The sequence below is a fragment of the Paludisphaera sp. genome (assembly GCF_037189885.1).
Taxonomy (GTDB): domain Bacteria; phylum Planctomycetota; class Planctomycetia; order Isosphaerales; family Isosphaeraceae; genus Paludisphaera.
Window position 1 is genome coordinate 95,580 of the sequence record NZ_JBBCIR010000021.1, and the last position, 13,742, is coordinate 109,321.

General features: G+C 70.8%; 12 protein-coding genes. 1 reads left to right on the plus strand and 11 read right to left on the minus strand.

Features of this window, described 5'->3' with window-relative positions:
* Positions 1 to 61: 61 nt before the first annotated feature.
* Together WG209_RS08625 and WG209_RS08630 are read right to left on the minus strand one after the other, a co-directional pair.
* On the minus strand, positions 62 to 601 hold the full coding sequence (locus WG209_RS08625) for a carboxymuconolactone decarboxylase family protein (RefSeq protein ID WP_337174624.1): 540 nt from the start codon (positions 599 to 601) through the stop codon (positions 62 to 64).
* A 100-nt stretch (positions 602 to 701) separates the two neighbouring features.
* Positions 702 to 1,229, minus strand: a complete 528-nt coding sequence (locus tag WG209_RS08630; protein WP_337174625.1) for a peroxiredoxin — start codon at positions 1,227 to 1,229, stop codon at positions 702 to 704.
* 198 nt (positions 1,230 to 1,427) lie between these two features.
* Here WG209_RS08630 and WG209_RS08635 point away from each other — a divergent pair, with 198 nt between their 5' ends.
* Positions 1,428 to 2,306, plus strand: coding sequence for a LysR family transcriptional regulator (locus WG209_RS08635; protein WP_337174626.1), 879 nt, complete (start codon positions 1,428 to 1,430; stop codon positions 2,304 to 2,306).
* A 13-nt stretch (positions 2,307 to 2,319) separates the two neighbouring features.
* Here the strand turns inward: WG209_RS08635 and WG209_RS08640 are convergent, their stop codons facing one another.
* The 9 genes from WG209_RS08640 to WG209_RS08680 all read right to left on the minus strand — a co-directional run bounded on the left by WG209_RS08640 (position 2,320) and on the right by WG209_RS08680 (position 13,505).
* On the minus strand, positions 2,320 to 3,162 hold the full coding sequence (locus WG209_RS08640) for a sugar phosphate isomerase/epimerase family protein (RefSeq protein WP_337174627.1): 843 nt from the start codon (positions 3,160 to 3,162) through the stop codon (positions 2,320 to 2,322).
* A gap of 14 nt (positions 3,163 to 3,176) precedes the next feature.
* The gene (locus WG209_RS08645) at positions 3,177 to 4,055 is read right to left on the minus strand and encodes a UbiA family prenyltransferase (protein ID WP_337174636.1); all 879 of its coding nucleotides are present in this window, start codon (positions 4,053 to 4,055) and stop codon (positions 3,177 to 3,179) included.
* An 11-nt stretch (positions 4,056 to 4,066) separates the two neighbouring features.
* Positions 4,067 to 4,906 (minus strand): sugar phosphate isomerase/epimerase family protein, encoded by an 840-nt coding sequence (locus WG209_RS08650; protein WP_337174628.1) that lies wholly within the window; start codon positions 4,904 to 4,906, stop codon positions 4,067 to 4,069.
* A gap of 422 nt (positions 4,907 to 5,328) precedes the next feature.
* Entirely contained in the window at positions 5,329 to 6,006 is a 678-nt protein-coding gene (locus WG209_RS08655) for a choice-of-anchor K domain-containing protein (RefSeq protein ID WP_337174629.1), read from the minus strand.
* Positions 6,007 to 6,799: 793 nt separating this feature from the next.
* On the minus strand, positions 6,800 to 8,017 hold the full coding sequence (locus WG209_RS08660) for an inositol-3-phosphate synthase (RefSeq protein WP_337174630.1): 1,218 nt from the start codon (positions 8,015 to 8,017) through the stop codon (positions 6,800 to 6,802).
* A 197-nt stretch (positions 8,018 to 8,214) separates the two neighbouring features.
* Positions 8,215 to 9,462: a beta-ketoacyl-ACP synthase II gene (fabF, locus tag WG209_RS08665; protein ID WP_337174631.1), complete on the minus strand. Its 1,248-nt coding sequence runs from the start codon at positions 9,460 to 9,462 to the stop codon at positions 8,215 to 8,217.
* Positions 9,463 to 9,607: 145 nt separating this feature from the next.
* Entirely contained in the window at positions 9,608 to 9,847 is a 240-nt protein-coding gene (acpP, locus tag WG209_RS08670; protein ID WP_337174632.1) for an acyl carrier protein, read from the minus strand.
* A gap of 374 nt (positions 9,848 to 10,221) precedes the next feature.
* Complete coding sequence (gene fabG, locus WG209_RS08675; RefSeq protein ID WP_337174633.1) at positions 10,222 to 11,001, minus strand: 3-oxoacyl-[acyl-carrier-protein] reductase; 780 nt, start codon at positions 10,999 to 11,001, stop codon at positions 10,222 to 10,224.
* A gap of 194 nt (positions 11,002 to 11,195) precedes the next feature.
* Positions 11,196 to 13,505 (minus strand): DUF4159 domain-containing protein, encoded by a 2,310-nt coding sequence (locus tag WG209_RS08680; protein WP_337174634.1) that lies wholly within the window; start codon positions 13,503 to 13,505, stop codon positions 11,196 to 11,198.
* Between the last annotated feature and the right edge of the window lie 237 nt (positions 13,506 to 13,742).

A 13,742-nucleotide genomic window follows, 5' to 3' on the forward strand; every position in this document is an offset into this window, starting at 1 on the left:
CGTCGCCCTCCCCCAAGGCGCCGGCCGCCCGTCCCGCGGCCGGCGCCTTCGCTTGTTTCGATCAGGCGACCGTCGCGGGGGTCTCGGCGGCCGTCGCGACGAGGAAGCCGTGGATCACCGCGGCGATCCGCACCGCCTGGTGGACGCGGTCTTCCGAGTAGCCCTCGTTCAGCAGGCTCTGCTCGTGGGACTTCACGCACATCTCGCAGCCGGCCAGCACGGCGCAGCCCATCGAGCACAGTTCGAACAGCCCCTTGCTGGTCGCCGGCCTCGCCATCCGGCCCATCCTCAGCCCCGCCTGTCGCTGGGAGTAGCTCGGCTTGCCGATCATGTGGCGGAAGCGGTAGTAGACCGTGTTCATCCCCATGATCGCCGCGGAGGCGCGGGCGTCGGCGACGGCCTCCGGGGTCAGGTACGCCGCGCCGGCGGCCTTCAGCGCCTCCACCAGCTCGGCGTCGCGGAGGAAATACGCCGAGGCCAGCGCCACGGCCCAGCGCTCCGTCGGCTCCAGGTCGCCGTTGTCCAGGACGTTGCCCAGGTTCAGCCGCATGTCCTTGGTGTCGTCGCCGAGGACCGCCTTCAATTCGTCGAGCGAACGCATCGGTTGTCATCTCCAAAGGGAATGCGGGCGGGACGCGACGGGGCCGCCGGCCTCGCGGCGACGGCGGCCCCGGATCGGAATCAGCTCGATTGGACGCGGCTCAGGCCTGGATGGTGGCCTCGCCCTTCTTCCAGTTGCAGGGACACAGCTCGTCGGACTGCACCGCGTCGAGGACGCGAAGGACCTCGTCGACGCTGCGGCCCACGCTGCCGTTGTAGACCGAGACCCACTGGATGACGCCGTTCGGGTCGACCAGGAACGTCGCCCGGTTGGCGTAGCCCTCGACCGGGTCGCAGATCCCCAGCTCGGGCGCGAGCTTCTGGGCGGCGATCAGCGGGTAGTCCAGCTCGCCCAGGTCCTCATGGCTCTTGCACCAGGCCAGGTGCGAGAACTCGTTGTCCGTGCTGCCGCCGACCACCTCGCAGTCGCGGTCCTTGAAGTCCGGCAGCCGACGGCTGAACTCGACCAGCTCGGTCGGGCAGACGAAGGTGAAGTCCTTGGGATAGAAGAAGTAGACCACCCACTTGCCGAGATACTGCTCGTCGCTGACGGTCACGAGGGCCTCGGGGCCGCTGTTGAAGCTCGCCTTGGCCGTGAACGCGGGGAACTTGTCGCCAACGGTCAACATCTTCGCTCGATCTCCTAAGGTCATGCCAATTCGGTGATTCCGGCCCATGCGCCGCTCGACCGCCGGTCGCGTCGCGGACGCTGGGCGGGCCCGCTCGGGGCTCGCGTCGCCCCTCTCCGGCCCTTTCTGTCTTGATTGTAGCCGGAGAAGGTTATAATTCAACAGGCGAGTCGTCTATAGCAGTCATAAGCAGGCGTTATGGAAATCCAGCAACTGCGGATGTTCTTGAAGGTGGCGGAGCAGGGGAGCTTCACCGGCGCGGCGCGCGAGTGCGGCGTGAGCCAGCCGGCGATCAGCCAGCAGATCGCGCGCCTGGAGGGGTCGCTGGGGCGGCCCCTGTTCGAGCGGCAAGGCCGGCAGGTGGCGCTGACCGAGGCGGGGGAGATCCTGCGTCGGCGGGCGATGCAGATCGTCTCGCTGACGGAGGACACGGCGAGGCTCTTGCGCGACGACGGCGAGACGGGCCGGGTGTCGGTCTCGGCCATCCCGACGGTCGCCCCATACCTGATGCCGACCCTGCTGGGCTCGTTCCACGAGCGTCACCCCCGCGCCGCGGTGGAGGTGAACGAGGAGGTGACGGAGGCGATCCTGCGACGCTGCGGCGTCGGCGAGGTGGACGTGGGCGTGCTGGCGATGCCGGCCTCGCGGGCCTACCTGAAGTTCGAGCCGCTGTTCGAGGAGGAGTTGCTCCTGGCCACCGCGGCCGACCACCCGCTGGCGGATCGCGAGCGGGTGGAGCTGGACGACCTGCGCGACCATCCCTTCGTCCTGCTGGACGAGGCGCACTGCCTCTCCGAGGACATCCGCGGCTTCTGCCGACGTCGCCTGTTCCAGCCCGTCGCCACGGGCCGCGCGGCGCAGCTAGTGACGGTGCAGGAGCTGGTCGCCCAGGGGTTCGGGATCTCCCTCATCCCCGCGATGGCGGCCCGCCCCGACCCTTCGGGCCGGCTGCTCTACCGATCCCTCGACGGTGAACGCCCCACCCGCACCATCGCCGCCTGCTGGAACCCGGACCGCTACGAATCCCGGCTGATGCTCAGCTTCCTGGACACGTTGAGACAGCCGCGGGCCGACTGAACGCGTCCCCGGTTCAGGCCCGGTCGAGCAGGGGAGCGAGGAACTCCTTCGCCAGGCGCAGGGCGTCGGCGCCGGCGTGGCTGTGGCGGCTCAGCTCAACGTGGAGCCCGCCGGAGTAGCCGACCTCGCGGAGCGCGGCGACGATCGGCGGGAAGTCCATGGTCCCCTCGCCGAACATGAGGTGTTCGTGGACCCCCTCCACCATGTCCTCGATGTGGACGTTGGCGATCCTCGGCCCCCAGCGGCGGAGGTGGTCGGCGACCGGCCCTTGCTCGACGCAGTGGACGTGCCCCACGTCGACCGTCAGGTCGAACAGCGGATGAGCGACGCGCTCGTCGAGCCGGGCGAAGCGGTCGAAGGTGTCGATGAACATCCCCGGCTCGGGCTCGAACGCCAGGCGAGCGCCCTTCGACTCGGCGTGCTCGATCACCGGACGAAGCGCCGAGGCGAGGCGGTCCATCGCCTGGTCCTCGCCCGCGCCGTCGCGGAGGATGCCCGACCAGAACGAGACGACGCCCGAGTCGAGCGCGTCGGCGATGTCGATCGCGCGTTTGAGGAAGTCGACCCGCAGGGCGCGTCGCACCGGGTCGGGGTCCATCAGGGTCGGGTCGTGCTTAACCCTGGGGTTCAGGAGGAACCGCGCGCCGGTCTCCACCACGCGCGCGAGCCCCAGCGAGTCCAGCAGGTCGCGCGCGGCGACGACCTGGCGCGACAGGGCGGCCGGGTCGTCATAGGGGTCGAGCGCCGCGGCGTCGAGCGTGATGGCGACGCTCTTGTACCCCTCGTCGGCCATCAGCCGGATGGCGTCGGACAGGCGATGGTGGGCGAGGCCGTTGGTGTTGTACCCCAGGAGCATCGGGCGACCTCGCTTCAGGTGGCGTAGAGCACGCGGGCCAGCAGGTACGCGGGGATCCAGAAGGCCGCGACCGCCAGCGCCGGGACCGGGCCGCACGCCGCGGCGACGAGGGCCACGTCGAGCCAGACCAGCGCCAGCACCCCCGTCTTCACCGCCCTCTGGACCATCCCCGGCGACGGCTCGCGCAGCGCCCGCGCGCCGGCCGCGAACACCTTGAACGCGACCGCCGCCAGCACGAACACGCCGGCGAACGTCGCCGCGCGGTCCAGGGGGTCGGCCAGGGTCAGCACCGCGACGCCCAGCAAGACGACGGCGACGCGCTGGAGCCAGAGCCCGAGGCGGAGGTTCCGCGTCGCGCCGCCGAACGCCTCGGACCGGCTGATCCAGGTGACGCCCGCGACGAACAGCCCGAACGCGAACGCCCCGACCCACGCCGCCGGCCGATCCGGGGCCCGCGCCGCCACGATCCCCATCAGCAGGTTCAGGCCGCGGCAAGCCCCCATCGCCCACGGGCCGACCCAGGTCTTCTTGGCCCAGGCGTCGTAGAAGACGATCGCCAAGGCCAGCATCCCGGCGATGATCATCGCCGGGCCGGCGAGGCTCGCCAGCGCCAGCCCCGCGACCAGCCCGCCCCAGCCGATCGTGGCGGCCAGCCCGACCGGGACCGCCCCCGAGGGGAGCGGCCGATCGGGGCGCTCGGCGCGGTCGACCTCCAGGTCGTACCAGTCGTTCAGGGCCATCCCCGCGGCGTACAGGCACATCGAGGCCCCCCCGACCGGGAGCCAGCCGCGGAGGTCGGCCAGCGCCCCGCCGACGATCAGCCAGCCGGCGAGGCTGTCGGCCGGGGCGGTGAACACGTTGGGGAGCCGGACGAGCTGGAGGACCGGCCTCATCGCCACGCGGCTCATCGGACCAGCGGGCTCAGGGCCTCGAACGCCCGACGCGCGGCGTCGTCAGGGTCGTCCTGGAACGGGTACAGCTCGACGGTCAGCCAGCCGTCGTAGCCCGTCGCCTTGATCGCGGAGACGACCTCGGCGAAGTCGATGACGCCGTCGCCCGGCACCAGGTGGTGGTGGACCCGGGTCGCGGCGATGTCCTCCAGGTGGTAGTGCTTCGTCAGGTGGGCCAGCTCCGCGATGGCCTTCGGCAGATCCTCGGACATGCAGAAGGCGTGGCCGACGTCGAAGTTCAGCCCCAGCGCCTTCGAGCCGACGCGCTCGTGGATCTCGACATACTGATCGGTCCGCTCCAGGAGCAGTTCCGGCTCGGGCTCGATCAGGAGCAAGACCCCGAGGCCCTCGGCGTGCTCGGCCAGCGGCTTGAGGGCCTCGACGAAGCGGTCGACGGCCCGGGCCCGCGAGACGCCCGGCGGGATCGGCCCCCCCGGCTCGGTGGTGACGTGCGGCGCGCCCAGCTCGGCGCAGAGGTCCAGGGCCCGGCGGGTGTGGTCGATCCGCACGCGGGCGTAATTCGGGTCGGGCTCGATGAACGAGGGGTGCCAGTAAGGCTGGCGATGGTCGGCGACCGCGTTCATCATGAACGCGTTGATGTTCGAGAACGCCAGATTGTTCGCCGCCATCGCCTCCCGGATCGCCCGCTTGGGGCCCTCCAGCAGCCCCGCCGGCCAGGCGTGGGGGACGTCGGCGAGGAGTTCCAGCCCCTCATACCCGATGGCCGCGATCCGCGCCGCGGTCTCGTCGAACGGATGCTTCAAGTAAGCGTTGGAGCTGAAGGCGAGTTTCACGGCGGGCTCTCGGCGGAGGGTATGGCGGGCCGTCGCTCGCGCGGCGGGGCCCCGGTGGAATCCGGTCGCCGTGGATCGGGGGCGGGCCTCCCCCGTCGGGAGAAAGCTCCGCCGCCGGGGGACGCGACCGAAAGCCGCCGGGGGCCCCCGACGAAAGGAGCGGGGGCCGTCGAGCCGGCAAGCCGCGCCGAACGGCGCGATCGCCTTTCCGCCCGGAGAGGAAGACCGCCACGGCACGCCAGATCCACGATGGTCGGACATCCTTCAGGCTACCGCCCGCCAACCCCGCCGTCCACCGGCCAGCCCGCCGACGCCGGGTCGCGCGCCCCGTGACGCGGACGCGGCCCGCGCATCGGCAAGCCCCCGATCCCATCGACGCGGGTCGATGGGATCGGGGGCCTTGGAGGAGACGCAACTCCCGATCAGGCGCGGGCCGCGGCGCGGAGGCGACGGGACGTGAAGGCAAGGCCCGCCAGGCCGGCGACGCCCGCCAGGACGACCGACGAGGGCTCGGGCACGGCGGCGGGCTGCCCGTCCGCCGTCACGATGGCCCACAGCCGCGCGGAACCCGTCCCCCCCCGGTTCGCGACGGACAACGTGAAGTCGCCGGGGGTGGCCCCGACGCCGGGCGCCGACGTCCCGAACCCGAGCAGGCTCAAGCGGTACTGCCCGAAGGTGATGGGCTCGTAATCCTGGGGGGTGAAATGAAGTTCGACGTTCTCGGGATTATTGTTGTTGACGAAACCGGTCACCGCCACGGTCCAGGGATACGCCGCGCTCGTCCCGCTGCCCGGGTCGGTCAACGTGACGCCGATGTTCAGGGCGACGGGGCCGAGCGAGGAGTTGCCGTTCGCGTTGTAAAACGTCAGGGTCCCGAGGCTGAAGGCCGTCCCCACCTGGCCCAGGGGGCTGGCGTTGCTGGAAGCCCACGTCAGCTGATTCTGGCCGTTCCAGGAGTAGGTCGATAGGCCGCTGCTGCCGAACGTCCCGGAGGTCGTCCCCACGACGTCGACGATCGGGTCGGCAAGCCCGACCGACGGGAACGCCAGGAAGGACAGGGCCGCCGCCAGCCCGAGGCCACGGAACAGAGTCGAACTCATCTTCGCCATAATTTCTCCTTCGATCCAAGCATGGTTCGTTTGCAAACTTCCAGGCACGAAGCAGCGTTAATAAGCCGCCAAGGCTTAGCGCGTCGAAGTACCCGCAACGGCGATCCGGGTGGCCGAGCCACGGGGTCCGGGCCCGAGCCTCGGGCCACTTCGCCTCTCTGGCTGGGGCATCGCTCGGAATGTCTTCATGACCGATCGCTTTCCGTGCGTCGGGAACATCGTGCCGTTCCTTAACCCTTGAATCAAGGCGCGTTCGGACCATGTTTAGCTAAATAAACATCGCGCTCGCCACGCACTTCACGAGCGACCCAACGCGGCGAAAACGAATCGTTCCGCGTGCGTGTCGGCGACGCGAATCGGGAAATCGTCGCGTTTCCGCCACGTCGGCCGAGCTGGTCGAATGGGGCGCGCCATGGCGGCGCGGCCGCGTGGAAGCCGTGGAGCGGCACGCGGGAAATGACCGATGCGCGGGACTTGAGAACGGGCGAGGGGGAGGCGAGGAGATGGCGGACGAGGGAGGAATTCGATCCGTCATCCACGCCGCGACGGGGAGCCAACGCCGCTCCCGTCCGGCGGGTTCATCGCCATGCGTGGTCCGTCGCCGCTGAAGGCTCGGGAGCGAGGACGCACCATCAGGGGCGGCCCCGCCTCCGGGCCTGGGAGCCGTGGAGGCGAATGGGCTGAAGGGGTACGGGATCACCCGGCACCCCGGCCGCTCGCGTCGGGACGAGGCGGCGGGGGCTTCATGGTTGGTTATCGGGATCTAGCCCCGCGGCGGGATGGCTTACTTCGAGTCCGCCCGGACGGCGGCCACGTACTCCTCCAGGCGGGCGAACTGCTTGAAGAAGTCGTTCTCGGGATCCCCTTCGGGGCCCTTGAAGAAGCAGGAGAGGTGGAGCATCAGGCCCTGGCCGCCGCGCTGCTTCTCGAGGTCGGCGAGGCGCGCGAGGTCGACGCCGAGCGGGGCGGCGAGGAGGCTGTCGCAGCCCTGCCAGGTGAACTGGAGGGCCATCTTCGTGCCGAGGAAGCCCTTGAAGTGGATGTGGTCCCAGGCGGTCTTCCAGTCCCCCATGCCGGGGACGAACTCGATCGAGACGACCGAGGCGGGCTTGTAGCCGAGGATCTCGGTGATGACCTTGTCCTTGGTCTCCACCTTCGACGACTTGTTGGCCGGGTCGTCCAGGACGATGCCGTCGCGGTTGCCGAAGATGTTGTGGCCGACCCAGCTCATCACCTGGAAGTTCCGCGCGGCGAACATCGGCGCCAGCACGGTCTTCATCAGGGTCTCGCCCGTCTTGCCGTCCTTGCCGGCGTAGAGGGCGCCCGTCCTCGCCGCCAGCTCGTGGGCCGCCGGGAACGACCCGCCCAGGCTGGGCGTGAAGTTCAGGTAGGTGTGGCCGCCGCGGAACGCCGCCAGGGCGTACAGGGCGCTCGAGGGGAGCACGGGGTCGCCGGCCGGCCGGCTCAGCACGCTCTCCAGCGCCGCCATCGATTCGTGCGGGGTGCCGGTGCGGAACGGGGGCTCGGTGCTGGAGACGTTCAGGACGATCAGGTGGTCGATCGCCTCGGCCTTGATGAAGGCGTCGAGGTCGGCGGCGATCCGGTCGATGGCGCGGGAGGCGTCGCCGGCGGGCTCGCTCGCGCCCCAGTCGCCGAGCTTGGCGACGACCGGGCTGAGGCCGTAGCGCGGGGCGGGGCGGACGCGGGCGGAGGCCGCGGCCAGCTCGTCGCGGCAGGCGGCCAGCCACTCGGGCTCGATGACGCCGGAGCCGGCGCGGAACTCCTCGGCGGACGCCTCGAAGGTGGTCTGGCGGATCTCGTGGCCGCCGACGATGAAGTCCCCGGGGGAGGGGAGGGGGAGGTCGCGGAACGCCGGCAGGTCGGTGGTCAGGCCGGTCTGGTCGACGAGCCCCTTCGCCATCGCGGCGAGCCCGACGGTGATGGTGGTCCCGACGCCGCCGAACGCCCCCACGAGCCACAAGCCGACACGCCGACGCGCCATGTTCGATCCACCTGTTGATGCCATGCGGGAGGGATTCGGAGGAGGGAGGCCGCCCCGTCGCGGTGCGGGGGGGCCCGTGGGATCCATTATGGATCCCGACGCGCGCCGGGGCAACCCGAGCGGGGGGGGCGGGCGGCCCGGCCGCGTCGTCGCGACCGCGCCGACCGGACCGCCGGATCCCGGCGCGGGCGTCGGCGTCAGCCGTTGTAGCGGCCGAGGAGCAGGCTGGCGTTGTGGCCGCCGAAGCCGAAGCTGTTGGACATGACGTAGTCCACCCTGGCCTCGCGGGCGACGTTGGGGATGTAGTCCAGGTCGCACCCCTCGCCGGGCTCGTCGAGGTTGATGGTGGGGGGGAGGACGCCGCGATGGATCGCCAGGACCGAGGCGATCAGCTCGACGCCGCCGGAGGCGCCCAGGAGGTGGCCGAGCTGGCTCTTGGTGCTGGAGATCTGGAGCCGATTCGCGTGGGGGCCGAAGACCGACTTCATGGCGACCGTCTCGGCCAGGTCGCCCAGCGGGGTGCTGGTGCCGTGGGCGTTGACGTAGCCGACGGCGTCGATCGGCACGCGGGCGTCGTCCAGGCATCGCCTCATGGCGCGGGCGGCGCCGCGGCCCTGCTCGTCGGGGGCCGTGATGTGGTGGCCGTCGCCGGCGGTGCCGTAGCCGAGGACCTCGGCGTAGATCCGCGCGCCTCGGGCGCGGGCGATCTCCTCGGCCTCGAAGATCAGGACGCCGGCGCCCTCGCCCATGACGAAGCCGTCGCGGTCGCGGTCGAACGGGCGGCTGGCGCGCTCGGGGTCGTCGTTGCGGGTGGAGAGGGCCCGCAGCGAGGCGAAGCCCCCCAGGCCCATGTGGGTGATGGCGGCCTCGCTGCCGCCGGTGATGACGACGTCGGCCTCGCCGTACTGGATCACCTTCATGGCGTCGCCCATGGCGTTGGACGCCGAGGCGCAGGCGGTGGCCGTGGAGGTGATCGGACCGCGGAGGCCCCATCGGATGGAGACCTGGCCGCTGCCGGCGTTGACCATCAGCTTGGGGATGGTGAAGGGGCTGATGCGCGACGGCCCCTTCTGCATCATCACGGTGTGCTGGGCCTCGAACTCGCTCAGCCCGCCGATCCCCGACCCGATCATCACCCCGCAGTTCTCGGAGGGGAGCGCGGAGAAGTCGATGCCGGAGTCGGCGACGGCCGCCTCGGAGGCCGCCAGCGCGAACTGCGCGAAGCGGTCCAGGTGCCGGGCCTCCTTCACGCCGAACCGCGCCGGGCCGTCCCAGCCGCGGACCTGGCCGCCGAAGTGCACCTTGAATTCCGTCGTGTCGAACAGGTCGAGCGGGCCGACTCCGCTGCGGCCGGCGCAGAGCGCCTCCCAGAAGTCGTCGATCGCCTCGCCCAGCGACGTAACCACCCCCATGCCGGTGATGACGACGCGTCGCGTCTCTGCCATGATCGTCTCGTCTCGCGGGAAGGCCCGGCCCGCGATCGGGTCCGGGTCGGAGGGGGGCGGGGCGGGGGGCGGCCGGCCGGGGCTCATCGGGTCGCGGCCCGCGTCGGCGGCCGGTCCGGTCCGGGCCGGCTCCGCCGCGCCGGGGTCACTTGGCTTGCGCGTTCTGCTCGATGTAATCGATGGCCTGGCCCACCGTCTGGATCTTCTCGGCCTCGTCGTCGGGGATGTTGATGTCGAACTCTTCCTCGAACTCCATCACGAGCTCGACGGTGTCCAGCGAGTCGGCGCCGAGGTCGTTGACGAACGACGTCTCCTTGCTGACCTGATCCTTCGACACGCCCATCTGCTCGCTGACGATCTCGATCACGCGCTCTTCCACGGACACGGGCGGACCTCCTGGTTGGAGTCGATTCGGTATTCGGGCCTGCTCGTCCATCGCCCGGGCCGGGGCGCAAGCCATGGGAGACGCAGGGGTCGGAGTCTGGGGTACGAACGATCAAGACGCGGCGCGAAGGGCGCCCCGGTGGCGAGGCGCCGCGGCCCCTCCCCGGGCCGGGACGATCGGGGCCCGTCCTCCCTGGAACGGCCCCGGCACCCCGCGCCCGGCGATCGATCGAGTCAAAATAGCATGGGTCGGGGGCCTTGTCCATCCGGACGGCCGCGCGATCGGGAGGTTCCATCCCGCCTCGCGACCCAGCCAGGGTACACGACCCGAGCGGCCCTCGGCCACGCTTCCTCGGAGATTTTCGCCGCGGGGCGTCAGACGGTCATGCCGCCGTCGACCGCCACGACCTGGCCGGTGACGTAGCTCGACGCCGGGCCGCTGAAGAAGGCGACGATCTCGGCGATGTCCTCCGGGGCGCCCAGGCGCTTCAGGGGGATGCGCTCCTTGACCTCGGCCTTGATCTTGTCCGGCAGCACGTCGGTCATGTCGGTCGTGATGAACCCGGGGGCGACCACGTTCACGGTGATCCCGCGCGAGGCCAGCTCCCTGGCGATCGTCTGGCTGAAGCCGATCACGCCCGCCTTGCTCGCCGAGTAGTTGGCCTGGCCGGGGTTGCCGCGGATGCCCGAGACGCTGCTGACGTTGACGATGCGGCCGTATCGGCCGCGCATCATCACCGCGCCGACGGCCCGGCACCAGAGGAACGTCCCCTTCAGGTTGACGTCGATCACCTGGTCCCAGGCGTCGTCCTCCATCCGGAGCATCAGGCCGTCCTTGGTGATCCCCGCGTTGTTCACCAGGATCTGGATCTTCTGGTACTTCGACTCGACCTCGTCGACGACCCGCTTGACGTCCTCGGGGTTGGCCACGTCGGCGGCGAAGCCCTCGAACTCGCCCCCGGCGGCGGCGATCGCCTCGCGCGTCGCCTCCATCGCCTCCAGCGTCCGGGCGACGCCGACGACCCTCGCCCCGCACGCCGCCAGCTTCACGGCGATGGCGCGGCCGATGCCGCGCGAGGCCCCCGTCACCAGGGCGGTCTGCCCCTTCAGGTCCACGAGACAGCCCGCCTTCGGCGCGCCCGCTTCTTCGGCCATGTCGCCCTGGTCCTAACGTCAAAACAAGGTCTTGGTAAGGATCGCGCCCGCGCGCCCGACGGGCGCGCCCATCCCCGGCGATCCGGCCGGGGCGGGCCTTACCGCTTATAGCCCCGCCCCGGGATCGCCTCAACCCCAATCCCGGCGCGGGTGCCCCGTCCCCTCCCGGCGGATCGAGGCCTATAGGCCCCCGCTCAGGGGAGCGTCGAGTAGATCACGATGTTCGCCGCGATCCGCAGCGCGCTCTCGTGGGAGTAGCCCTTGCAGTCGAGGCCCGAGTGCCGCTCCAGGGCGCAGCCGATGTCGTACTTGGAGTAGATGATCGACCAGTGGCCGTTGATCTTCACCCCTTCGAGTTGCGGGTAGTCGACGCCGCCGCCGGCCGCCTTGGTGTACTGGCAATCCTTCAGGTCCAGGCCGACCTGCGTGGTGAACAGCTCGTCGTCCTTGGGGATGGGGACGAGGGGCTTGTCGGGGAACAGCTCGGCGGCGAACCGGCGGAAGGCGGCGTCGAATCCGGGGCTGCCGCAGGCGGCGTCGGCGAAGATCGTACCGCCGCCGGGGTCCAGGTGCCTGCGCAGGGCCTCCATGTCCTCCGGCGTGAACGACGCCGCGGCGCGGCCGTGGAAGTAGATCAGCGGGTAGTACACCAGGTTGGGGTCGCTGGGGGCGAGGTCCTTCTGCGAGACCGCCACGTCGAACCCGAAGGGGGGCTTGCGCAGGACCTCCATCAGGTTCGGGACCGCCAGCGGGGCGATGTTCCAGTCGCCGGAGTGCTTCAGCTTGGCGATCCGCAACGACCCGCGCCGGGGGGCGTCGTCCTTGAACGTGTGGACCTCGCGGACGACCAGCTTGTCGGCCGGCAGCTCCCGGCCGGTGGCGTAGTCGACGATGTTCTGGCCCACCATCGCCGCCTTGGAGATGTGCTCGTTGCGGCGGTCGCGCTCGGATCGGTCGATCTGGTTCCAGTAGCAGGAGAGATCCTTCGGCGAGTAGATCACCACCGTCCGGCAGCCGTGCTCCACCCCCCAGAGCGGGTAGGAGTCCGGGGCGATCAGGTGCTTCGCCCGCCAGACCGGGTGGTCGGAGGAGAGCGGCTTTAGCCGGTATTCCGGCTCGGGGAAGACCCGCTTCATCAGATCCTTGAACCCGGCGTCGAACTCCTCGCGCCCGCAGCAGGCGTCGGCGACGAGGAAGCCCCCCTGGTCGACGTAGTCGCGGATGTTCCGGACGGCGACGTCGGAGAACTCGGGCGCCTGGTGGCCGTTGAAGAAGGCGATCGGCGCCTGGAGCATGTCCTCCACCGTCGCCGAGCCCGGCTCGACCTCCTGCCAGGTCAGCAGGTGCTTCCAGTCCTGCGACACCAGGTTCACGAGGTTGCGGACGTCGTCCGGGTCGTTGTCCCAGTCGCCTCGCGGCCCGTGGCGGAGCTTGTTGATCAGCACGGGGGCGCGGCCCTTGGCCAGGAACAGCAGCGCGAAGCTGGTGGAGATGAGCGGGTTCGACTCGCCCGCCGCCGCCGGCCACGAGCCGCTGAGCTTGTCCTGCTCGTGGACCAGGGCCTCGGCGCCCTCGCGATACCAGTCGTGGTTGCCGAAGTAGCGGACCCCCGCGAGCCTCCCGGCGCGTTCGAGGCCGTACAGGTAGTAGAGCCGCCAGTTCTGGCCCTGGGGGAAGTTCTGGCCGACCTGGAACCGGCCCGCCAGCCAGGCCACCCCGCGCTGGAGGTGGATGTTGACGCCCCCCTTGCCGCAGTTGTGGATCGTCGCGCCGCGGATCTCCTCGGCCCCCTGGTACCTCCGCGTGCCGGTGATGGCGAGGCTGGCGATCCCGGCGACCGTCATGCTGGAGGTGGAGGTCTGGTCGCCCCCCCTGTGGTGATAGCCCCAGCCGCCGTCGGGCCGCTGGGCGCCCTCCCAATAGGCCCGGGCCAGGTTCCAGACCTCGGGCTTGACGTTGACGCCGGCCTCGGACGCCGCGTGCAGCCCGAGCAGGGCGTACTGGGAGTTGGAGTTGTCGCCCCGGCCGATCTTGGCCAGGCCGTAGCCCCACGAGCCGGGCCAGGGGGAGGGGTCGTTCGCCTTGATCTGGGCCCGTTCGAGCCAGGCGGCGTTGGCGGCGATCCGGAGCTTGTCGGTCTCGGGCTCGGCCGCGGCGTAGACCATCGTCTGGAGGGCGACGGTGTAGGTCTGTTCGAGCTGATCGGGCGAGAACCGCCGCAGGTAGCCCAGGGCGTTCTGGATGGTGGGGGAGTCCACGGGCTCCCCGGCGGTGAGCAGGGCGAGCGTGACCAGGCTCGTCGAGCCCGTGCGGAACCGCTGGTCGTACTCGCGCCAGCCGCCGGTCTCGGGGTTCTGCTCCTTCTTGAGGTAGCGGACCCCCTCGCGGATGGCCCGCTCGACCTCCTCGTGGGTCACGGCCCCGCCGGCCGGGCCGACCGCCACGGCCGCGTACCCGGCGAACGCCGCGATCGCGGCCCGGACTCCGCGCTTCGTCGTCGTCATGGCGAATCCTCCTCGGCCTCGGCCGAATCCCACTATCCTACAACCGTCGATCCCTCGTCAAGCCGAGGGGCGCGCATGAGGCGCGCCGCGGCCGACGGCCCCCGCGCCATCGTCATCCGAGCGTATAACGCGCGTCCCCTCTCCCCCCGGGAGAGGGTGGCCCGAAGGGCCGGGTGAGGGCCGTGGCGCTTCGGGACTCGCGTCGGCTCAGGGAACGCGCGGCCGACGCACACCCCG

Bases quoted from the DNA above. Each gene is read 5' to 3' on its own strand.
- WG209_RS08635 (WP_337174626.1), top strand. From the start codon at position 1,428: ATGGAAATCCAGCAACTGCGGATGTTCTTGAAGGTGGCGGAGCAGGGG.
- fabF (WP_337174631.1), bottom strand. From the start codon at position 9,462: ATGGCAGAGACGCGACGCGTCGTCATCACCGGCATGGGGGTGGTTACG.
- WG209_RS08660 (WP_337174630.1), bottom strand. From the start codon at position 8,017: ATGGCGCGTCGGCGTGTCGGCTTGTGGCTCGTGGGGGCGTTCGGCGGC.
- WG209_RS08645 (WP_337174636.1), bottom strand. From the start codon at position 4,055: ATGAGGCCGGTCCTCCAGCTCGTCCGGCTCCCCAACGTGTTCACCGCC.
- WG209_RS08630 (WP_337174625.1), bottom strand. From the start codon at position 1,229: ATGTTGACCGTTGGCGACAAGTTCCCCGCGTTCACGGCCAAGGCGAGC.
- WG209_RS08625 (WP_337174624.1), bottom strand. From the start codon at position 601: ATGCGTTCGCTCGACGAATTGAAGGCGGTCCTCGGCGACGACACCAAG.
- WG209_RS08655 (WP_337174629.1), bottom strand. From the start codon at position 6,006: ATGAGTTCGACTCTGTTCCGTGGCCTCGGGCTGGCGGCGGCCCTGTCC.
- WG209_RS08680 (WP_337174634.1), bottom strand. From the start codon at position 13,505: ATGACGACGACGAAGCGCGGAGTCCGGGCCGCGATCGCGGCGTTCGCC.
- WG209_RS08640 (WP_337174627.1), bottom strand. From the start codon at position 3,162: ATGCTCCTGGGGTACAACACCAACGGCCTCGCCCACCATCGCCTGTCC.
- fabG (WP_337174633.1), bottom strand. From the start codon at position 11,001: ATGGCCGAAGAAGCGGGCGCGCCGAAGGCGGGCTGTCTCGTGGACCTG.